This is a genomic window from Streptomyces akebiae (assembly GCF_019599145.1).
Lineage (GTDB): Bacteria > Actinomycetota > Actinomycetes > Streptomycetales > Streptomycetaceae > Streptomyces > Streptomyces akebiae.
In genome coordinates this window covers 2,000,190-2,020,925 of record NZ_CP080647.1, presented here as the reverse complement: position 1 = coordinate 2,020,925, position 20,736 = coordinate 2,000,190, and the positions used below count along the sequence as shown (strand labels likewise).

At 68.7% G+C, this 20,736-nt stretch carries 16 protein-coding genes; 11 read left to right on the top strand and 5 right to left on the bottom strand.

What is annotated here, in order from left to right; all coding sequences use genetic code 11:
• Positions 1-70: 70 nt before the first annotated feature.
• Positions 71-1,555: an aldehyde dehydrogenase gene (locus K1J60_RS08925; protein ID WP_220645721.1), complete on the bottom strand. Its 1,485-nt coding sequence runs from the start codon at positions 1,553-1,555 to the stop codon at positions 71-73.
• 543 nt (positions 1,556-2,098) lie between these two features.
• Here K1J60_RS08925 and K1J60_RS08920 point away from each other — a divergent pair.
• Positions 2,099-4,522 carry a SpoIIE family protein phosphatase gene (locus tag K1J60_RS08920; protein WP_259407634.1) on the top strand — a complete coding sequence of 808 codons (2,424 nt, stop codon included), beginning with the start codon at positions 2,099-2,101 and terminating at the stop codon, positions 4,520-4,522.
• A 127-nt stretch (positions 4,523-4,649) separates the two neighbouring features.
• Here the strand turns inward: K1J60_RS08920 and K1J60_RS08915 are convergent, their stop codons facing one another.
• Entirely contained in the window at positions 4,650-5,687 is a 1,038-nt protein-coding gene (locus tag K1J60_RS08915; protein ID WP_220651369.1) for a zinc-dependent alcohol dehydrogenase family protein, read from the bottom strand.
• Positions 5,688-6,269: 582 nt separating this feature from the next.
• Between K1J60_RS08915 and K1J60_RS08910 the strand changes: the two genes are divergently transcribed.
• From K1J60_RS08910 to K1J60_RS08865, 10 genes are all read left to right on the top strand, one after another.
• Positions 6,270-7,013 (top strand): SDR family NAD(P)-dependent oxidoreductase, encoded by a 744-nt coding sequence (locus tag K1J60_RS08910; protein WP_220645720.1) that lies wholly within the window; start codon positions 6,270-6,272, stop codon positions 7,011-7,013.
• 24 nt (positions 7,014-7,037) lie between these two features.
• On the top strand, positions 7,038-8,252 hold the full coding sequence (locus K1J60_RS08905; protein ID WP_220645719.1) for an acetyl-CoA C-acetyltransferase: 1,215 nt from the start codon (positions 7,038-7,040) through the stop codon (positions 8,250-8,252).
• The gene (locus K1J60_RS08900) at positions 8,249-9,211 is read left to right on the top strand and encodes an NAD-dependent epimerase/dehydratase family protein (protein WP_220645718.1); all 963 of its coding nucleotides are present in this window, start codon (positions 8,249-8,251) and stop codon (positions 9,209-9,211) included. The genes K1J60_RS08905 and K1J60_RS08900 overlap by 4 nt, the downstream gene beginning before the upstream one ends.
• Before the next feature lie 30 nt (positions 9,212-9,241).
• Positions 9,242-10,081: an aspartate/glutamate racemase family protein gene (locus K1J60_RS08895; protein ID WP_220645717.1), complete on the top strand. Its 840-nt coding sequence runs from the start codon at positions 9,242-9,244 to the stop codon at positions 10,079-10,081.
• Complete coding sequence (locus K1J60_RS08890; RefSeq protein WP_220645716.1) at positions 10,078-10,437, top strand: carboxymuconolactone decarboxylase family protein; 360 nt, start codon at positions 10,078-10,080, stop codon at positions 10,435-10,437. Before K1J60_RS08895 ends, K1J60_RS08890 begins: the two co-directional genes overlap by 4 nt.
• A 68-nt stretch (positions 10,438-10,505) precedes the next feature.
• The gene (locus K1J60_RS08885; RefSeq protein ID WP_220645715.1) at positions 10,506-11,255 is read left to right on the top strand and encodes an SDR family NAD(P)-dependent oxidoreductase; all 750 of its coding nucleotides are present in this window, start codon (positions 10,506-10,508) and stop codon (positions 11,253-11,255) included.
• A gap of 73 nt (positions 11,256-11,328) precedes the next feature.
• A complete protein-coding gene (locus K1J60_RS08880) occupies positions 11,329-12,108 on the top strand; it encodes an SDR family oxidoreductase (protein WP_220645714.1) in 780 nt (259 codons plus the stop codon).
• 4 nt (positions 12,109-12,112) lie between these two features.
• On the top strand, positions 12,113-13,732 hold the full coding sequence (locus K1J60_RS08875) for a class I adenylate-forming enzyme family protein (RefSeq protein ID WP_220645713.1): 1,620 nt from the start codon (positions 12,113-12,115) through the stop codon (positions 13,730-13,732).
• Positions 13,725-14,528 carry an enoyl-CoA hydratase/isomerase family protein gene (locus tag K1J60_RS08870; RefSeq protein WP_220645712.1) on the top strand — a complete coding sequence of 268 codons (804 nt, stop codon included), beginning with the start codon at positions 13,725-13,727 and terminating at the stop codon, positions 14,526-14,528. The genes K1J60_RS08875 and K1J60_RS08870 overlap by 8 nt, the downstream gene beginning before the upstream one ends.
• Before the next feature lie 191 nt (positions 14,529-14,719).
• Positions 14,720-15,553: an intradiol ring-cleavage dioxygenase gene (locus tag K1J60_RS08865; RefSeq protein WP_220645711.1), complete on the top strand. Its 834-nt coding sequence runs from the start codon at positions 14,720-14,722 to the stop codon at positions 15,551-15,553.
• Positions 15,554-16,386: 833 nt separating this feature from the next.
• Here K1J60_RS08865 and K1J60_RS08860 read toward each other — a convergent pair.
• From K1J60_RS08860 to K1J60_RS08850, 3 genes are all read right to left on the bottom strand, one after another.
• Complete coding sequence (locus K1J60_RS08860; protein ID WP_220645710.1) at positions 16,387-18,681, bottom strand: (Fe-S)-binding protein; 2,295 nt, start codon at positions 18,679-18,681, stop codon at positions 16,387-16,389.
• Positions 18,682-18,706: 25 nt separating this feature from the next.
• On the bottom strand, positions 18,707-19,669 hold the full coding sequence (locus K1J60_RS08855) for an electron transfer flavoprotein subunit alpha/FixB family protein (protein WP_220645709.1): 963 nt from the start codon (positions 19,667-19,669) through the stop codon (positions 18,707-18,709).
• Positions 19,670-19,759: 90 nt separating this feature from the next.
• Complete coding sequence (locus K1J60_RS08850) at positions 19,760-20,545, bottom strand: electron transfer flavoprotein subunit beta/FixA family protein (RefSeq protein WP_220645708.1); 786 nt, start codon at positions 20,543-20,545, stop codon at positions 19,760-19,762.
• Between the last annotated feature and the right edge of the window lie 191 nt (positions 20,546-20,736).

The window sequence follows — 20,736 nt, the reverse complement described above, 5'->3', positions numbered from 1 at the left end:
CCCAACTCATGACCGTCGGTCGTGCTTGCGGGGAGGAACGGGCCGGGTTCCGGGCCGTTTCCCCCAGGGGTCAGGCACGCGGGTTGAAGGGGTCCTTGATGGTGTTGCCGGTGTCGATCCAGGCGGACTTGACCTCGGTGTACTCATTCACGGCATGGATGCCGTTCTCCCGGCCGATGCCGCTCTCCTTGAAGCCGCCGAACGGGGCGACGTAGTTGACCTTGCGGTAGTTGTTGATCCACACCGTGCCGGCGCGCAGGCGCCGGATCATCCGGTGCGCCAGCGCGATGTCCCGGGTCCAGACGCCCGCGGCCAGACCGAAACTGGTGTCGTTGGCGATGCGGACGGCGTCGTCCTCGTCACGGAACCGGATCAGTGAGGCCACCGGCCCGAACACTTCCTCCCGGGCGATGCGCATGTCGTTGGTGACCTCGGTGAACACCGTCGGCTCGACGAAGAGCCCCTTCTCCAGGGCGGGATCGTCCGGGCGCTTGCCTCCGGCGGCCAGCACCGCGCCCTCGGCCTTGGCGATGTCGATGTACCGCAGCACCTTGTCGTACTGTGCTCGGCAGGCGACCGTCCCCATTTCGCTCGCCGGGTCGCTCGGATCACCCAGCCGGATCTGCGAGGCCCGGGTGGCGAGCGCCTTGGCGAAGTCGTCGTAGATGTCGTCGTGGACCAGGACGCGGGATCCCGCCATGCAGGTCTGGCCGGTGGCCGCGAAAATTCCGGCCATCACACCGTTGACGGCGTTGTCCAGATCGGCGTCGGGAAAGACGATGTTCGGCGACTTGCCCCCCAGCTCGAGCGACACACGGGCCAGCCGAGCGGCCGCCTTGGCCGCGATCTGCTTGCCGACCGAGGTCGAACCGGTGAACGAGATCTTGTCCACGCCGGGGTGAGCCACCAGGGTGGCTCCGGTCTCCCCGGCCCCGGTCACCACGTTGACCACACCGTCGGGGAAGCCCGCTTCCTTGATCAGCCGTGCGAACACCAAGGTCGAGACCGGTGTCACCTCCGACGGCTTGACCACCACCGTGCATCCGGCCGCCAGCGCCGGCGCCAGCTTGGCCATCAACAGCATCAGCGGGCTGTTCCATGGCGTGATCAGAGCCACCACGCCGATCGGCTCACGCATCGTGAACGCCTGCATGTTCGGCACGCTCGTCGCCAGCGTCTCACCGATCGGGCTCTCGGCCACCCCGGCGAAGAAGTAGCAGTGGTTCGCGAGTGCCTTCGCCTGGTCGGCCACTTCGCGGATCAGCTTGCCGTTCTCGCGTACCTGCACCGTTGCCAATTCGGTGGCGCTCTGTGTGATCAGGTCGCCCAACCGGCGCAACAGGCCCGCACGCGCCAGGGGAGTCGAGCTCGACCACGGACCCTCCTCGAAGGCCCGCCGTGCCGCGGCCACCGCGGCATCCACGTCAGCGGTGGTCGCCGTCGGCACCTCCGCCCAGTCCTCACCGTTGAACGGACTGGTGCACCTGAACGTCGAGCCGTCGGCGCTCGCCCGCCACTGACCGTCGATCAGTATCGAGAAGCTCTCGATCGGCATCTAGGACCTTCCTTTCCTGGGTGTGCGCCATGCGGCGCCGAGGTGGGCAGCGGGAGTGGTCCTGCGCGTCAGGGCGCGGGGAGGAAGAAGCGGCCGTGAGCCGGCCGGACCAGCACGAGGGCGACTCGGCGAATGGCATGGACTGCTGCCCACCTCGCGAATCTAGCTTTGAGGCTTCAGTCGGTCAACTGTCAGACACTGGCAAGTGTGAAATCCTGGACTGCGGGCTGTAGTGATCGGGCGTCCGGGGCTTACGCGACCGACCGCCAGGGGTGAGTCTCGGATTCGCTGCGCGATCTGGCCGTTGAGGTAGGGGCGAGCCGAGAACGGCGCAGACGTTACGGGCGTCGTTCTCTTGCCGCACCCCTCTGCACCGAAAGTAACGGCGGGGTCGCCGACGGTGGCCGCGCGGGCCGAGACGACCTCCGCGAGTGCGGCCCCACCCAAGTCATTACCATGAGAGGCAACGGCATGGCCAGAAATGGGCTGATATGGATGGGTGTACCGACGGCTTCCCGGGGTCTCGGCGCAGGACTGGGAAATGTGCTGCAGGGGCTTGGTGCGGCTACTGCGGTCGTGGATGGGCAGGGCGGCATCTCTTTGTGGAGCCCGGAGGCGGAATCCCTCCTCGGCTATCGGGCAAGAGAGATCTGTGGAACGCCTGCGGTCAATCTGCTGATTACCCCGGCGGACCGTGAAGCCGCGCTCGCAGCCGACCGCCGATGGGGTGGAACCGGGCAGGGCTGGGACGGTGTGCTGGCCATGAGGCACCGAGACGGGCATGTGATCCGGGTCGCGCTGCGCGTGCGCCCCGTGCTGGGTGGTCAGGGGCAGGCCGGTTGGTCGGTCGGCGCCGCCGACGTGCGACAGGTGGAGCGGTCGGAGTTCGATCAGTCGATCCTCAAAGCGCTGTTCGAGCAGGCCCCGATCTCCATCACCGTTGTGGGCATCGATCTGAAATTTCGCGCGGTCAATGCCGTGGCCATGCGCGATCTGGGCCTGCCTGCCGAGCGGATTATCGGGCGCAGCAACTACGAGGTCGCACCGGAGATCGACTTCCGGACGGCCGAGGAGCGCCTGCGCCGGGTGCGGGACACCGGCGAACCGGAGATCGGTTTTCCGGTGCACGGTCGACTCCCGTCGGACCCGGAGCGGGAGGGCATGTGGTCCTCCTCATCGTTCCGGCTGACAGACTCGGCCGGACACGTCCTTGGTATGTGCCAGACGTTCGTCGACGTCACCGAAGGCTATCGGGCCCAGCAGCGGCTGGAACTGCTGACTGAGGCCGGGGCGAGGTTGGGCACCACGCTGGATGTGGAGCGCACCGCGCAGGAACTGGCGGACGTGGCCGTTCCCGGGCTGGCGGACTTCGCCGTCGTCGACCTATTGGAGGCCACGGTGCGCGGGGACGAACCGGCTCCCGTGCCGGTGGCCGCTCCGGCGCTGCTTCGCCGGTCGGGAGTCCGATCGGTGAGGCCGGGGAATCCGGAGGCCGCGTATGCCGTGAGCGAGAGAGTGACGTTTGCCCCGGCCACCCCTCAGGCTCGGTGCTTGGTGGGCGGGCGACCGGAGCTCATGCAGAAGCTGGATGACGGCGGGCAGTCGGCCTTCGATCCGCGCATCGCCGAGAAGATACGCGCGTCCGGCACCCGCTCGGCGATGGTGGTGCCACTGCGTGCGCGCGGGATCACGCTTGGTGTGGCTGTCTTCGCTCGCCACCGCGACTCCCCTCAGTACGACGAGGGGGCTTTGGCCCTGGCCGAGGACTTCTGTTCGCGTGCAGCGGTGTGTATCGACAACGCCCGCCGCTACACGCGCGAACACACCACCGCTCTCGCCCTGCAGCGCAGCCTGCTGCCGCGTGAACTGCCCGACTCTCCTGCGGTGGATACCGCCTATCGGTACTTGCCCGCCGCAGCCCACGCCAGTGCCGGCGGGGACTGGTTCGATGTCCTGCCACTGTCCGGTGCCCGAGTCGCACTGCTGGTCGGCGATGTCACCGGGCACGGCCTGCACGCGGCGGCCATCATGGGGCGACTGCGCACCGCTGTCCACACCCTGGCGGATCTCGACCTCGACCCCGACGAGGTCCTCGCCCACCTCGACGATCTCGTCGTCCGCCTGGCCGAGGAGGATCCTGACTGTCAGGGCGCCAGTTGTCTGTACGCCGTCTATGACCCGGTCTCCCGCTTGTGCACCTTCGCCCGCGCCGGTCACCCCCCGCCCGCCCTGGTGCGCCCCGACGGAACTGTGGAATTCCTCGACGCCACCCCGCCGGGCCCGCCGCTCGGGGTGGGCGGCCTGCCCTTCGAAACCGCCGAGTACCCACTCCCCGAGGGCAGCCTGCTCGCGCTGTACACGGACGGTCTGCTACAGGACCCTGGGCGGGACATCGACGTCGCGCTGGACCGGCTGGCCCGCGTGCTGGCCGGTCCTGGCCGACCGCTCGAGCAGCTGGGTGACGCGGTGATGTCCGCCCTCGTCGCCGAGGGCCGTTCCGACGACGTGGCCCTGCTCCTCGCCCGCACCCGCAGTTTGGCAGCGGACCGGGTCGCCTCCTTTCAGCTGCCGATCGACCCGGCCATGGTCGCCCAGGCCCGCACCCTCGCCACCCGCCAGCTCGCCGAATGGGGCCTGGAATCTCTCGCTTTCACCACGGAACTCATCGTCAGTGAGCTGGTCACCAACGCCATCAAACATGCACGTGGCCCCATCGCACTGCGCCTCATCCACACCCAGACGCTCATCTGCGAAGTCTCCGACAGCAGCCTCAGCGCCCCGCATCTACGCCATGCCCGGGCCACCGACGAGGGAGGTCGTGGCCTTTTCCTGGTCGCTCAGCTCGCCTCCCGCTGGGGCACCCGCTATACCCACGACGGCAAGACCATCTGGGCCGAACAGCCCCTGCCTCCTGCCGAGGCGGGGGGTGTGCCGATGGACGAAGCGGTCGACATCCGGACGGGCTGAACCGCGCGAACGCGGACGCGTTCAGCAGGGGGTCGACTTCGCCTTGGGCGTCGCGCACCTGCGGTATGGCGGGGCGCCGAAGGGCAGGCCCGGTACGGAAACCGAAGAATTCGGCTTTTCTGCACGGTCAGGGCTCGTCGAAGACGATGACGCCCTTGCCCGCGGACTGCTTGTCGAACTCTTCGTACGCTTCCACGACCTGGTCCAGGCGCCAGTGATGACTGAACAGCGCGTCGACCGGCAGCTCGTTGCGGGCGACGAATTCGGCACACTGCCGCTGCTGCACGATGGACATCGACCAGGACGTCATCAGGGTCATCTGGCTTCGGTGCATGTCGAGGACGTCGAAATGTACTTCGCCTCCCAGCCCGACGACGCACATCCGGCCCCAGGGCGCGAGTGACGCGAGACCGTCCCCGGCTGCCCGTGTGGCGCCCGAGGTCTCCAGAACGAGGGGAACACCCGCGCCGTCCGTCAAGTCGCGCAGCGCGGTCGTCGCTCGCACGGATGACGGATCGATCGTCGCGACGGCCCCGAACTCCTGGGCCTTGGCCAGCCTGGCCGGCTCTGGGTCGATCGCGATGACGCGCGCGCCCCGCGCGGTGGCGAGCAAAGTCGCCGAGAGCCCGACGGGCCCCTGTCCGAACACGGCGACCGTCGACCCGCCGACGTCGCCAAGACGATCGAGTCCGCCCCATGCGGTGCCGGTGCCGCACCCGATCGCGGCTCCCGCTGAGAAATTGAGCTTCTTGTCCAGTGGCACGAGCGTCACCGCGGGCACCCGCATGAACGGGGCGTGCGCGCCATGCTCGTGGGTGCCGAAGACGCGCGTGGGGGCCGTGGAGCACATCTGGGGCCAGCCTGAGCGGCAGTGGTCGCATCGTGTGCATCCGGCGTAATGGTGGACCATGACGCGGTTCCCGATCGCTGCCACCTCGTCGGGGACGCCCGGGCCCACGGTGTGTACCACGCCGGCCGGCTCGTGCCCGACCACCCGCTTACCCGAGGTCGTTACCTGACCTGGTCGGTCGCGGTAGGAGTGCAGGTCGCTGCCGCAAAGGCCGGACGCCCGGATGGCAACCACCACCTCGCCGGGTCCGGGCCGGGGGTCGGGAAAGTCCCGGAGTTCGACCCTGCGGTCGCCCAGGAAGACTGCCCCTTTCATATCGACTCCTGACGTCGGGTCACGCCGCCGGGCAAAGCGTCGGCGCGCGGATGGCCGGTGGACGGTTTGCTGCGGTCGCACAGGCGCCGCGCCAGGACACGCGTCTGTCCGGGGTGTCCTGGCGCGGGGCGATCTCGCGTTTCGGCCTCTCAGTGGAGCATGCACCTCACAGGCTTGCAATAGTTTGACTTTTTGTTTGATGTAGGGAGCCCTCTTCGGCGGCCTGGAGGGCCGATCCAAGGCGTGCCGGCTGCGGAACCCCAGGGTGGTGTGAGTGCGACGACGTGCCCGAAGCTCGCACTCGGAAGTGCGAGCGCGGACCGAGGGAGCCGCAGCGCGCGATCGCCGCCTCTCGGTTTCGATGGCCCCGGTTGCCGCTCGCGACTGGCGGAGCGAGGGTCACTGATAGGGCACTCCGCGCGCCTGGACCTCGCCTGTCGGCAGCTGGAACCCTTCGGTGCGGTCGGCTGGAGGAAGGCTGCCGAGTTCGATGCGGCGACCTGCTAAGACGCCGATGGGATTGGCTGTGGAGCCGCCCGCTTGCATCTTGACAGCGAGTTGAATGTCAGACATCTTGTGGGCATGTCCACACAGGTAGCCATCGTCACGGGCGCGGGCCGAGGCCTCGGCCGCGCCGTCGCCCACAGCCTGGCCCGCCGCAAGGTCGCCGTCGTCCTCGCCGGACGTACCCCCGAGCATCTGACGGAAGTCCGGGACGCCGTGCTCGATGAGGGCGGCACCGCGCTGGCCGTGACGACCGACGTCTCCGACGCCGCGTCGGTGCAGGCCCTCTTCGACGCCTGCCTGGAGGAGTACGGGCGTCTGGACGTCCTCGTCAACAACGCCGGCGTCACCGCGCAGGTGCAACTCGCCGACATGACCGAGGGCGACTGGGACCGTATCTTCGACATCAACGTCCGAGGCATGTTCCTGTGCAGTCGGGCGGCTGCCCGGCACTTCGCGTCGACGGGTTCCGGCCGGGCGATCAACGTCGCCTCGGTGTTCGGACTGCTCGGTCGGCCCGGGTTCACCGCCTACGGCGCGTCGAAGGGTGCCGTCATCAACTTCACCCGCGCCGCGGCTGCGGAGTGGGCGAAGTTCGGAGCGCAGGTGAACGCTGTGGCGCCGGGCTATTTCGCGACGGACATCAACGCCGAACTGCGAGACGACGAGGCCGCGGTGGCCAAGGTGGTACGGAGGATCCCCGCCCGGCGCATGGGGCGGCCGGAGGAACTCGCCGATCTCGTGGCCTACCTGTCTCTCGACGCCCCCGATTTCCTGACGGGGCAGACCATCGCCATCGACGGCGGAGAATCCAGCGTCTGACCACGTCTCAAAGGAGCCGTACTAATGTTCGAGGCCGTCATCTGTGAGCCTGTCCGTACCCCGGTCGGGCGCTATGGGGGCGTGTTCAGGGACGTACCGGTCACACACCTCGCCGCCACGGTGGTCAAGGGCCTCGTCGACCGCACCGGCGTCACCGCCGACGACATCGACGACGTGATCTTCGGCCAGGGCTACGCCAACGGAGAGGCGGCGGCCATCGGCCGGATCGCCGCCCTGGACGCGGGCCTGGACATCACCGTCCCGGGCCTGCAGATCGACAGGCGTTGCGGATCGGGGCTGCAGGCCGTGATCTACGCCTGTATGCAGGTGGCGACCGGTGGCTCGCAGCTGGTCCTCGCGGGCGGCGCGGAGAGCATGAGCCAGGCCGAGTACTACATGCCCGGTATGCGCTGGAACCAGGGGCGCCAGCCCCAGCTGCTCGACCGGCTCGCCCAGCCGCGTGGCAACTCGGGCGGCCGACGCTTCCCCGTGTCCGGCGGGATGATCGAAACCGCTGAGAACCTGCGCGCCGAGTACGGCATCAGCCGCACGGATCAGGACGAGTGGGCGGTCCGCTCGCACGCCCGCGCAGTCAGTGCGATGGAGCGCGGCCTCTTCGCCGACGAGACGATCCCGGTCGTGGTGCCCGCTCGCAAGGGAGACGACCTCACGGTCACCGCCGACGAACACCCCCGGCCGGGCACCACGGTCGAGTCGCTGGCCCGACTACGGCCGCTGCTCGAGGGCACCATCGACGGGGCGACCGTGACGGCGGGCAACTCCAGCGGCCAGAACGACGCGGCCGCCGTCGCCATCGTGACGACGCCGCAGCGCGCCGAGCAGCTCGGACTGCGTGCGTACGCCCGGCTGGTGAGCTGGTCGCTGGCCGGGGTGGAGCCGCACCGTATGGGCATAGGGCCCGTACCCGCGGCGCAGCGAGCCCTCGAACGAGCCGGGCTCCAGTGGTCCGATCTGGACTTGGTGGAACTCAACGAGGCCTTCGCCGCCCAGGTGCTCGCCTGCCTGCGCGAGTGGAAACTCGGCGATGGCGACCTGGAGCGGGTCAACGTCAACGGTTCGGGCATCTCCCTCGGCCACCCCATCGGCGCCACCGGCGGCCGGATCCTCGCGAACCTGCTGCGGGAACTCGACCGACGCGACGCGCGCTACGGAATGGAGACCATGTGCATCGGCGGCGGCCAGGGGATCGCGGCGATCTTCGAGCGGGTCGCGCGATGAGCCGGCGACGTGTCCTGGTGACCGGGGCCGCCGGATTCCTCGGCTCGCACGTGGTCGAGCAACTCAGCGCGGCCGGCCACTACGACGTGGTCGCCACGGATGTAGTGCACACCGAACGCGCTGAAGCCCTGGCCGCCCTCAAGCATGTCGAGTTCCTGCCCATGGACCTGCGCGACACCGCGGCACTCGACACGGCCGTCAGCGCGAGCGACACGGTCATCCACCTCGCAGCGGTCCGCACTCAGGCATCCTCGACGACACCGCGCGCCGCACACGACGTGAACGTGGGCGCGGCATACGACCTGGTGAGCCTGTCGGCCCAGCACGGTGTCGAGCGCCTGGTGCTCGGGTCGACCCACAGCGTCTACGGCCCCTTCGGCGACCCTGCCGCGCCGCCCTTCACCGAGGACCAGGCATCGATCCGTCGCGGCCTGAGCATGTACGCGGCGAGCAAACTGGCCGCGGAGGCTTTCGCGGAGGCCTTCGCCCAGGCCGGCGGCGCCCCGTACATCATCCTCCGATACGGCACGATCTATGGACCACGGGCCAACCGTGACTCCAATGCCGGCATCCTGATCGACATTCTCGACGCGCTCGACCGGGGTGAGCGACCGGTGGTGCCGTGGCAACGGGACGCCGTGCACGCCCTCGTCCACGTCGACGACGCGGCGCTGGCCACCCTCCGCGCGGTCGAGGCGGTCGGTGTCGAGCGCACGGCGGTCAACGTCGTCGGACCGCCGGTCACGGCGGAGCAGCTTTACACGGAGCTCGTGCGTATCCACGGCGGTGACCCGGGCGCCATCGAGTGGCGTGACGAGCGCACCAGGTATCAGTACGTCAGCGCCGAGAGGCTGGCCTCGGTGCTGGGCCTCACCGCGACGACCGACCTGCTCAGCGGCCTGCGGGAGTTCGTCGACTGGTACCGCGAAGACGCCAAGAGCGTCGACCAGGCCCAGTGACCGGAACCCAGAGATCGGAAGACGAACCCTGTGACCCGCATCCTGTATCTGAGTCTGTCCAACGCCACGTACTCCTCGAACTACTTCCCGTTCCTGCGCCGGTACATCGATGACTTCGTCTCCGAAGGCACCGAGGTCGAACTGAGGGGGGCCCGGGTCGGACGCATCGACAGCTTCCGGTTCTGGGAGGCCCTCGACTCCGTGTCGATCCTGGATTCCGTGCTGGACGCGGAGCAGTCAGGCTTCGACGCGGTCGCGATCGGCAACATCCTGGACCCCGCCCTGCGCGAGGCCCGCTCCATGGTCGACATCCCCGTGCTCGGCTACGGGGAGACCGCGATGCTGACCGCGTGCCTCATGGGCAGCAAGTTCGCCCTGGTCGGCGTCAACCCCTACTTCGGAGGACGCTTCGAGGAGAACGTCGCCAAGTACGAGCTGCGCGAACGACTGGCCGGCATCGAGTGCATGGACCTCACCCCGCACGAGCTGGACGCCTGCTTCTCCGACGACGAGGGCCGCAAGCGGGCCACCGACTCGTTCCTGGCGGCGGCCCGGGCGACCATGGCCCGCGGGGCCGAGGTCATCATCCCGGCGGGCGGCCGCATCACGGCGTTCCTCAACTCCGTCGGTCTGCGCGAGGTGGACGGCGCGCCCATCCTCGACGGCACGGCGACCCTGCTGGCCATGACCGAGTCGGCGGTACGGATCCGTGCCGCGGCGGGTTCCTTCGTCAGCCGACGACGCCTGTACGCCAAGGCCCCCATCGACGTGATCGGGGCGGCGGCGGCCGAATACGCCGAGAGCTACGGGCTGCCCGCGCTGGCCCGGCTCGCCGACCCCGCCACCCCAGCACCGAAGGAGAAGCAGTGAGCACGCCCAAGCCCCTCGGACCGCCGGTCTACCCCCTGAGCAAGCAGGACACCTTCGTGTCCAACCTCGACCGGCTGAGGGAGACCTCGAACCCTGTGGCGGACGCGTTCCGCGGCCTGCGCCACGCGGCCGACGCGCACGGCACCCTGGACGCGAAGCAGCGCGAACTCTGTCTGCTCACGGGCTTCGCCGTCACCCGCAACGAGGGCGGGTTCCGCGTCCACTGCACCCGCGCCAAGGACGCGGGCGCGACGCTGGAGGAGATCGAGCAGGTCGTCATCCTCATGCTCGGCACCTCCATGGGCTTGGTCCCCGTCGTCGAAGCGCTCAGCTGGGTGCACGACGAGCTGAAGTGACCAGAACCGTTGTCCCCACTTCCCGCAACGCCCCCTTCGGAAGGCCGAAGGCATCGACAGGAGGACACATGGCCGACGTCAATCAGCCGAAGAAGGCTCTCGTGGTCGGCGCCGGCTCCGGCATCGGACGCGCCACGGCCCTGCGCCTGGCGGACGCGGGCATCACCACCGCCGCGGCCGATCTGAATGCCGAGGCCGTCCAGACGCTGGCGAAGGAGCACCCGAACATCGTCGCCCTGGGTGACAGGCCGTGGGACGCGACTGACCCGGAAGCCTGCGACCGCATGCTCGAGGAAGCCGTCGATGCACTGGGACGCGTCGACCACGTGATCTCCACCGTGGGCTGGACGGCCATCACACCTTTTCTCGACGAGTCGCCCGAGTACTGGCGGCGGATCATCGACGTGAACCTGATGTCGAGCATCTACCTCTCGGCGGCGGCGGGAAGAGTGCTGCGCGAGCACGGCGGCAGCATCGTCCTCACCTCCTCCGAGGCGGGCACCGTGGGAACCTCGGGCGAAACCGTCTACTCCGCGGCCAAGGCGGGCGTCATCGCCCTGGTCAAGTCACTCGCCCGCGAATGGGCCCGCCACGGCATCAGGGTCAACGCGGTGGCCCCAGGTATCACCGCCACGCCACTGCTGGAGAGCCAGGGCGGGGACACACTGCTGTCGAAGATCGTGCGGGGGGTCCCGCTGCGCAGGGCGGGCGAGCCGGAGGAGATCGCCGCCGCCCTCACGTTCCTCGCGCTCGACGACGCGAGCTACATCACCGGCCAGACCCTGTGCGTGGGCGGCGGTCTGACCATGGGGTCGTAGACCCGGACACATATGACGAGTGCGGCGCGGCCGGCGGCGGCACGCACGGACAACTCCCGATGGTGAGGACAACATGGAACTCGACAGCAAGACGATCATCATCACGGGTGGCTCTCGTGGCATGGGACAGCGCCTCGCGCTCCGGCTCGGCGGCGAAGGCGCCAACGTCGTCGTCAACTACCGGCGCGACGCCGAGGCGGCGGAGCAGACCGTCGCCCGTATCGAGGAAGCCGGCGGCAGAGCCCTGGCGGTGCAGGCTGACATCTCGGAAACCGAAGCCGTCGAGGCGCTCGTGGAGACCGCGGCCGACCGATTCGGGAAGATCGACGTCATCGTCGCCAACGCGGCGGCCAGCGCGTTCAAGCCGCTGGCGCAGATCCACTCCCATCACGTAGCCAAGACGATGGGCATCACGGTCCAGGGCTTCCTCGATCTGGCGCGGGCCGGCGCCCAGCACATGCCGCCCGGCGGGAGGATCGTCGCCGTCTCGGGATGGGACAGCTTCCGCGTCCTCCCGGGCCACGGACTCCTCGGCGCGGCGAAGGCCGCCATGGAGACGATCGTGAAGTACTTCGCGATCGAACTGGGCAGCCGCGGCATCACCGCCGTCGGGGTCTGCCCGGGGCCCATCGACACCGATTCCTTCCGGTACTACGCCGGCGAGGCCTGGGAGGACTACGAGCGCCACTGGCTGGCCCAGACACCGTCCGGTGCCTACCCCACGCCGGAAGAGGTCGCCGAGGTCATGGCGTTTCTCTGTTCCCCGCGCAGCGCGGCCATCAACGGCCAGACGATCGTCGTCGACGGCGGGCTGTCCCTCGCCACGATGCCGATGTCCTTCGGACAGGGCTGAAGCCATGACTACCGCAATGAACGTCGCGACGCAGACGGTCGTCCAGCTCATGAGCCAGATCGAGCGTCGGCCCCGCCACTCCGTCGCGGTCGAGGGATCCGACGGCCGGCACCGGCTCACCGTCGCCGACCTGGCCGAGGCATCGAACCGGCTGGCCAACGCCTTCATCGGCCTCGGGCTGGCCCCGGGGGACCGGGTGGCCTACGTCGCGCAGAACCACGTCGAGTACGTGGTGCTCGAGTTCGCGCTGTTGAAGGCGGGACTGGTCAAGGTCCCGCTCAACCACCGTTTCACGCCGCACGAGCTCCGCCGGTGCATGGAACTCGCCGACGTCCGCCTTGTGGTCGCTGACGGTCCGGCTGCCGCCGCTGTCGACGAGGTCGTCGACGGCGACGAGCTCCTGAAGGTCGTCCTGGGCGAACGGCCGGGCTGGCGTTCGTTCGAAGCCCTGGTCGCCGCGGGCTCGCCACTGCGGCCACGGGTCCACGTGGGTCCCGACGACCTGTACCACATCAGGTTCAGCTCCGGTTCGACGGGACGGCCCAAGGGCATCGCGATATCGCACCGCGGGGCACGCGCGGCGATCCTCGGCAACACCTGGGTGATGAGCACGAGCGGACCGACACTCGCTCCCCGAACCCTGCAGGTGGCGCCCCTGGTGTACGCAGGCGGCTGGAGTGTTCTGCCCACGCTGCTGTGCGGGGGCACGAACGTGGTCCTCCCACGGTTCGACGCGGACGAGACACTCCGGGTGATCAAGGACGAGCGGATCGACTGGATGTTCGCCGTTCCCACCATGCTGCGCCGGATCAGCGCTTCCGACGAACTCCCGCTGCTGCGTGACGCGCAGCTCTCCTGCTTGATGCTGGCCGGTGAACCGGCCGCCCTGCCGGCGCTCGAGATCGTCAGCGAACATACGGACGCACTGCTCCAGTGCTGGGGACAGACCGAGGCACCCGCGTCCACCACCTTGCTCAGTCGGCAGGAGATGAGGACACCGACGCTGTGGCCCTCCATCGGCCGACCCGTTCCCGGAGTGGAGTTCTCCCTCCTCGTCGGCGGTGACGTACTCGACGAGGTACCGCCCGGCGTCCAAGGAGAGCTGGTGATCCGCACGCCGAGCGTCACCACGGCGCTTCTCGGCGCGGAGGCCGAGCACGCCGACCGCCTTCTTTCCGACGGTTGGTGGCGCACCTCGGACCTCGGCCACTTCGACGAGGAGGGCCGCGTCTTCATCGTCGGCCGCGCCAGCGAGACGATCATCACCGGTGGCACCAACATCCAGCCTGTCGAGATCGAACGCGCTTTTGAAGAGCATCCCGGAGTGCGTGAGGCCGTTGTGGTGGGTGTTCCCGACGAGCAGTGGGGCGAGACCCCGGCGGCGCTGATCCATGCGCCCGATCTCGACGCCGTCACGCCGGAGGAGCTCACCGACTGGGTGCGCGGCAAACTGGCCGGATTCAAGCGCCCCCGCCACGTCTACCTCTCGGCTGACCCTATTCCCAGGGCTTCCGGCGAGTCCAAGATCGCTCGCGGCGACATCAAGCGGATGCTCCGCGCGTGGGTGGCGGATCCCACCCACGTCCCTGCCAACGTGACAAAGGTGGTGGCCCCTCGTGGATGAGGTCGTGGTCGACGGTACGGACGTGATCGGTTCGGTACGGTTGAACCGCCCGGAGCGTGGCAACTCGGTGACGCCGGCCGTAGTTACGGAACTTGGTGACGCCGTCCAAAGGCTGTGCGACACGGACGGGGTCAACGCGATCGTGCTGACCGGAACGGGCTCGGTGTTCTGCGCCGGTGCCGACGTCCGGGAGATGTTCGACGTGTACCACGCCGACGGCGCCGACGGCCTGATGGACTACCTCGCCGACGTGTGGATGCCCGCCGTTCAACGCACCGTCCGCCTCATCTGGGGCGCCCCGAAGCCGATCGTCGCCGCCTTCAACGGCGCGGCCACGGCCGGGGGGCTCGACTTCGGCCTCGCCTGCGACGTGCGCGTGGCCGCGTCCACCGCGCGATTCGCCGAGAGCTACGTCAACCTCGGGATGGTCCCGGTGGCCGGCGGCGCCTACCTGCTTCCCCTGGTGGCGGGCCTGCCCGCCGCCACCGCTCTGCTGGCATCGGGCGCTTTCGTCGACGCCGACCGGGCTTTCGGCCTCGGCATCGTGAACGAGGTGTGCGAGCCCGACGAACTGGATGCCTGCGCACGGCGGTGGGCGTCGGAGATGGCTCACGGGCCCGTCGAGACCTTCGCGCAGGTCAAGGGCATCGCCCGCGGCGCGTCGACACCGGCCTTCGAGGCAGCCCTGCGCGACAGCCTCGCGGCGAACATCGAACTGATCGCGCGCCCCGAGGTCCGAGAACGCATCGTCGCCGTCATGGAGCGGTTCAGCTTTTCGAGCGCTCGGCGCGGCTGACGGCCTCGAACCGCAAGGCGGTGCGGCCACCAGCGGAGTGGTGACGTGATCGGGCAGCACCGAGAACGGCGCTCCGACTGGCCCGCTCCGCCGGCGGGTGAGGGCGCTGAAAGGCAATTGACAGCCGATCGCAGAGACCGACAGCTTGGAGACCTGGTGCCTACGGCAACCGGCTCATACTGTCAGTCGTCATGAACGTTCACCGCGAGGCAGAAGTGCACGAGCACGACCGGGGCCTCTCCTACGATCTCCCTCTTCTCGCCCGTCGCAGGATGGTACGGCTGTTGGCGGGGATGAGTCTGGTGCCGCTGGCGGGCTGCACCTCCGCGGAGGAGACCTCGGCGTCCTCGTCCCCGTCGTCGTCCTCCCCGTCGTCCGCGTCGTCGCCCGTTCAGTGCGAGACGATCCCCGAGGAGACCGAAGGCCCCTTCCCCGGCGACGGTTCCAACGGGGTGAACGTCCTGAGGGAGAGCGGTGTCGTTCGCAGCGACATCACGAAGAGCTTCGGCGACTCCGCGGGGGGCACCGCCGAGGGCGTGCCCATGACGCTCACGCTCACGGTGGTGGACGCCGCCTCCGGGTGCGGCACTCCCAAGAAGGGCGCGGCCGTCTACATCTGGCAATGCGACCGGGAGGGCAGGTACTCCCTGTACAACGACGGCGTGACGGACGAGAACTATCTGCGCGGCGTCCAGGAGGCGGACGACGAGGGACAGGTCACGTTCAAGAGCATCTTCCCCGGCTGCTATCCGGGCCGCTGGCCGCACGTCCACTTCGAGGTGTACGGCAGCCTGGCCGACGCCACGGCGGCCAGGTCCATCACGAACACCTCGCAGCTCGCGCTGCCGAAGGACGTGAGCGACAGGGTGTACGCCACCGACGGCTACGGCGAGAGCGTGAGGAATCTCAGTGAGCTTTCCCTGGAGTCGGACATGGTCTTCAGCGACGGCTACAACCAGCAGCTCGCGGCGGTCACCGGCAGCGTCGAGCGGGGGTACACCGCGACGCTGACGGTTCCCGTGTGACCTGCCGCTGACCGGCTCGGGGTTCGTTCCACGCGCTCCACATCCAGCATCTCCGTCTCCCGCCGCATCCCATCGCCAGGGGTGTCGAGAGAGTATCTGGCGTAGGCGAATTGTCGTTTGTCTACTGCTGGGTTGCTCGCCATGTGGGTTCTGCCTTTCTCGGGGCCGCGGGTTTCGTGCTATAGGGGCCCCGTGTTAGGCCACCTGAGGCGGACGACGGCCCTGTTGCCTCCAGTGACTGCGGCCGTCACTTGGGGAGGCCGATGAAGAGCGCTATCCCGAGCAGCACGGTGAAGACACCCTTGGCGCCCTGTTCGAAGATCCTGAGCCCAACATGCTCTGGCGCCGGTGCAGGAGTCCCTGGGTGAAGGCCGCGCTGGCCTTCTCCTGCAACTGGGGCCACCAGGGCGGCACCGCCCAACAGCGTGGCGACGGCGAGGAAGACACCAGGAACTCCCGGTGAGCCAGCGGGAACGGCGTTTGTGGGTGTATTTGCTTCTTGGATTCGCCGTATGGACTCGTTCACTGCAGCCCTCAGCGCAGCTTGCTGGGACGTTACTTAAACGTTAAAGCTTTCTCCAGGTCAAATATCCCAACCCGGGAGTAACTTTGGCTTGATTGGATGGTCGAGCATCAGCACCACGCGGGGCCGAAGGCGAGGGGTGGCCTCAGTCGCTCAGGTGGCCCGCGACGTCGGCGCCTCGTGAGCCGTGTGAGTGGGGTGCCGAGTTGGCCGTGCGCTGCACAAGCCTTGCGCCGCGCGGGCCGTGGCGCGACGACGCCCCCGGTCCGAGTGGACCGGGGGCGTCGTACCGACTGGACTCTGCGGAGGGCTATTTCACCGGCTGCGGCTCTGGCGCGCTCTCCGTGTCCGCGGTGCCCGCCGGGGGCTCGTTCTCGTTCTCGTCCTCGTCCGGGACCGGGGTCTTGACCGACTCCAGCAGCAGCTGGGCGACGTCGACGACGGTGATGGACTCCTTGGCCTTGCCGTCGTTCTTCTTGCCGTTCACGGAGTCCGTGAGCATGACGAGGCAGAACGGGCAGGCCGTGGACACGATGTCCGGGTTGAGGGAGAGGGCCTCGTCGACGCGCTCGTTGTTGATGCGCTTGCCGATGCGCTCCTCCATCCACATCCGCGCGCCGCCGGCGCCGCAGCAGAAGCCGCGTTCCTTGTGGCGGTGCATCTCCTGCTGGCGCAGGCCCGGGACGGCCGACATGATCTCGCGCGGGGGCGTGTAGATCTTGTTGTGGCGGCCCAGGTAGCAGGGGTCGTGGTAGGTGATCAGGCCCTCGACGGGGGTCACCGGGATCAGCTTGCCCTCGTCGATGAGGTGCTGGAGCAGCTGGGTGTGGTGGATGACCTCGTAGTCGCCGCCGAGCTGCGGGTACTCGTTGCCCAGGGTGTTGAGGCAGTGCGGGCAGGTGGCGACGATCTTCTTGGCCGACTTCGGCTTCTTCGTCGACTCGTCCTCGTCGTCCTCGCCGAAGGCCATGTTCAGCGCGGCGACGTTCTCCATGCCGAGCTCCTGGAACAGGGGCTCGTTGCCGAGGCGGCGGGCGGAGTCGCCGGTGCACTTCTCGTCGCCGCCCATGATGGCGAACTTGACGCCCGCCATGTGGAGCAGCTCCGCGAAGGCCTTGGTGGTCTTCTTGGCGCGGTCCTCCAGGGCGCCGGCGCAGCCGACCCAGTACAGGTACTCGACCTCGCTGAGGTCCTCGATGTCCTTGCCGACGACCGGGACCTCGAACTCGACCTCCTTGAGCCACTCCAGGCGCTGCTTCTTCGCCAGGCCCCAGGGGTTGCCCTTCTTCTCCAGGTTCTTGAGCATCGTGCCCGCCTCGGACGGGAACGCGGACTCGATCATCACCTGGTAGCGGCGCATGTCGACGATGTGGTCGACGTGCTCGATGTCGACCGGGCACTGCTCGACGCAGGCGCCGCAGGTGGTGCAGGACCACAGGACGTCCGGGTCGATGACGCCGTTCTCCTCGACGGTCCCGATCAGCGGGCGCTCGGCCTCCGCGAGGGCCGCCGCGGGGACGCCCGCCAGCTGCTCCTCGGAGGCCTTCTCCTCGCCCTCCGTCGTCTTGCCGCCACCGGCCAGCAGATACGGCGCCTTGGCGTGCGCGTGGTCGCGCAGCGACATGATCAGCAGCTTGGGGGAGAGCGGCTTGCCGGTGTTCCAGGCGGGGCACTGCGACTGACAGCGACCGCACTCGGTGCAGGTGGAGAAGTCGAGGATGCCCTTCCAGGAGAACTGCTCCACCTGGGAGACACCGAAGACGTCGTCGTCACCGGGGTCGGCGAAGTCGATCGGCTTGCCGCCCGACGTCATCGGCTGGAGGCCGCCGAGGGCGGTCGCGCCGTCCGCGTTGCGCTTGAACCAGATGTTCGGGAAGCCGAGGAAGCGGTGCCAGGCGACACCCATGTTGGTGTTCAGCGAGACCGTGATCATCCAGATCAGCGAGACGCCGATCTTGATCATGGCGACGAAGTAGATCAGGTTCTGCAGGGTGTTCGGGTCGAGATCCTTGAACGCGAGGACGAGCGGGTACGAGGCGAAGTAGCCGGCCTCGTAGTGGTCCACGTGGTGGATGGCGCCCTCGAGGCCGCGCAGGGCGTAGATCGCCAGGCCGATGGTGAGGATGACGTACTCGACGAAGTACGCCTGCCAGGCCTTGGAGCCCGCGAAACGCGACTTGCGGCCCGCCCGGGAGGGCAGGTTGAGCAGCCGGATGGCGATCAGCACGAGGATGCCGAGGATCGTCATCACACCGATGAACTCGATGTACATCTCGAACGGCAGGAAGCCGCCGATGACCGGCAGCGTCCAGTCGGCCTGGAACAGCTGGCCGTACGCCTGGGCGAGGGTGGGCGGCAGCGTCAGGAAGCCGATCGCGACGAACCAGTGGGCGAAGCCCACGATCCCCCACCGGTTCATCCGGGTGTGACCCAGGAACTCCCGGACCAGGGTGATCGTGCGCGCCTTCGGGTCGTCCGTACGGCTGCCCGCCGGCACCGGCTGACCGAGCTTCACGAACCGGTAGATCTGCGCCACGGCCCGCGAGATCAGCGCAACGCCGACCACGGTCAGGACCAACGACACGACGATCGCGGCGAGTTGCATGGAAGGCCTTTCGCCTGAGGTGGGTTCAGCCCTTGCGGGTGTTGATCTCCTCGGTGAGCTGGGGGACGACGTCGAAGAGGTCGCCGACGACGCCGTAGTCGACGAGGTCGAAGATCGGGGCCTCGGCGTCCTTGTTGACGGCCACGATCGTCTTCGAGGTCTGCATACCGGCGCGGTGCTGGATGGCGCCGGAGATGCCGTTGGCGATGTACAGCTGCGGCGAGACGGACTTGCCGGTCTGGCCGACCTGGTTGGTGTGCGGGTACCAGCCGGCGTCGACGGCGGCGCGGGAGGCGCCGACGGCCGCGCCGAGGGAGTCGGCGAGGGCCTCGATGATCGCGAAGTTCTCGGTGCCGTTGACGCCACGGCCGCCGGAGACGACGATCGCGGCCTCGGTCAGCTCCGGACGCCCGGTCGACTCGCGCGCCGTGCGGCCGGTGACCTTGGTGCCGGTGGCCAGCGCGCCGAAGGTGACGTCCAGGGCCTCGACGCTGCCTGCGGCCGGGGCGGCCTCGACGGCGGCGGAGTTGGGCTTGACCGTGATGACCGGGGTGCCCTTGGAGACACGGGACTTGGTGGTGAAGGAGGCGGCGAACACCGACTGCGTGGCGACCGGACCCTCGTCACCGGCCTCCAGGTCGATGGCGTCGGTGATGATGCCGGAGCCGATGCGGACCGCGAGACGGGCGGCGATCTCCTTGCCCTCGGCGGAGGAGGGAACGAGCACGGCGGCCGGGGAGACGGCGGCGACGGCGGCCTGCAGCGCGTCGACCTTGGGTACGACGAGGTAGTCGGCGTACTCGGCGGCGTCGTGGGTGAGGACCTTGACGGCGCCGTGCTCGGCGAGCGCGGCGGCGGTGTCGGCGGCGCCGTTGCCCAGCGCGACGGCGACGGGCTCGCCGATGCGGCGGGCCAGGGTCAGCAGCTCCAGGGTGGGCTTGCGGACGGCACCGTCCACGTGGTCGACGTAGACGAGAACTTCAGCCATGGGATTGCTCTCCTGCGGATTGCGAAGGCTTCGAGGGGCGATGAGGGAGTGGGCCTCGGCCGGGCCGGGGCCGCGGCGGGCCGCAGGGCCTTAGATGAACTTCTGGCCCGCGAGGTACTCGGCGAGCTGCTTGCCGCCCTCGCCCTCGTCCTTGACGATCGTGCCGGCGGTGCGCGTCGGGCGCTCGGTCGCGGAGTCCACGGCCGTCCAGGCGCCTTCCAGACCGACGTCCTCGGCCTCGATGTCGAGGTCGGACAGGTCCCAGGACTGAACCGGCTTCTTCTTCGCCGCCATGATGCCCTTGAAGGACGGGTAACGGGCCTCGCCCGACTGGTCGGTGACCGACACGACGGCCGGGAGGGAGGCCTCCAGCTGCTCGGACGCGGCGTCGCCGTCACGGCGGCCCTTGACCACGCCGTCCTCGACGGAGACCTCGGAGAGCAGCGTGACCTGCGGGACACCCAGACGCTCGGCGACCAGCGCCGGGACGATACCGCCGGTGCCGTCGGTGGAGGCCATGCCGGAGATCACCAGGTCGTAACCGGCCTTCTCGATCGCCTTCGCCAGCACCAGCGAGGTGCCGATGGCGTCGGTGCCGTGCAGATCGTCGTCCTCGACGTGGATCGCCTTGTCGGCACCCATCGACAGCGCCTTGCGCAGCGCGTCCTTGGCGTCCTCGGGACCCACGGTCAGCACGCTGATCTCGGCGTCCTCCGCCTCGTCGGCGATCTGCAGCGCCTGCTCGACCGCGTACTCGTCCAGCTCGGAGAGCAGACCGTCCACGTCGTCACGGTCGACGGTCAGGTCATCGGCGAAGTGCCGGTCGCCAGTGGCGTCGGGCACGTACTTCACAGTGACAACGATCCTCAAGCTCAAGGCATGCCCCTTCGCAAACGATCTCTACAGTCGCGCTGTTTGTTGACAATACGAGAAGAGTATGACATTTAAATCTTCGTTAGATCAATACTGACTGCTCTCGAAGCACTCCCACGGACCGACGCATCGGCCATGACTGGGCGGCTGCACGCCAACGCCCGCGGATGCCTCGATACCTGGCGTGCCGGACG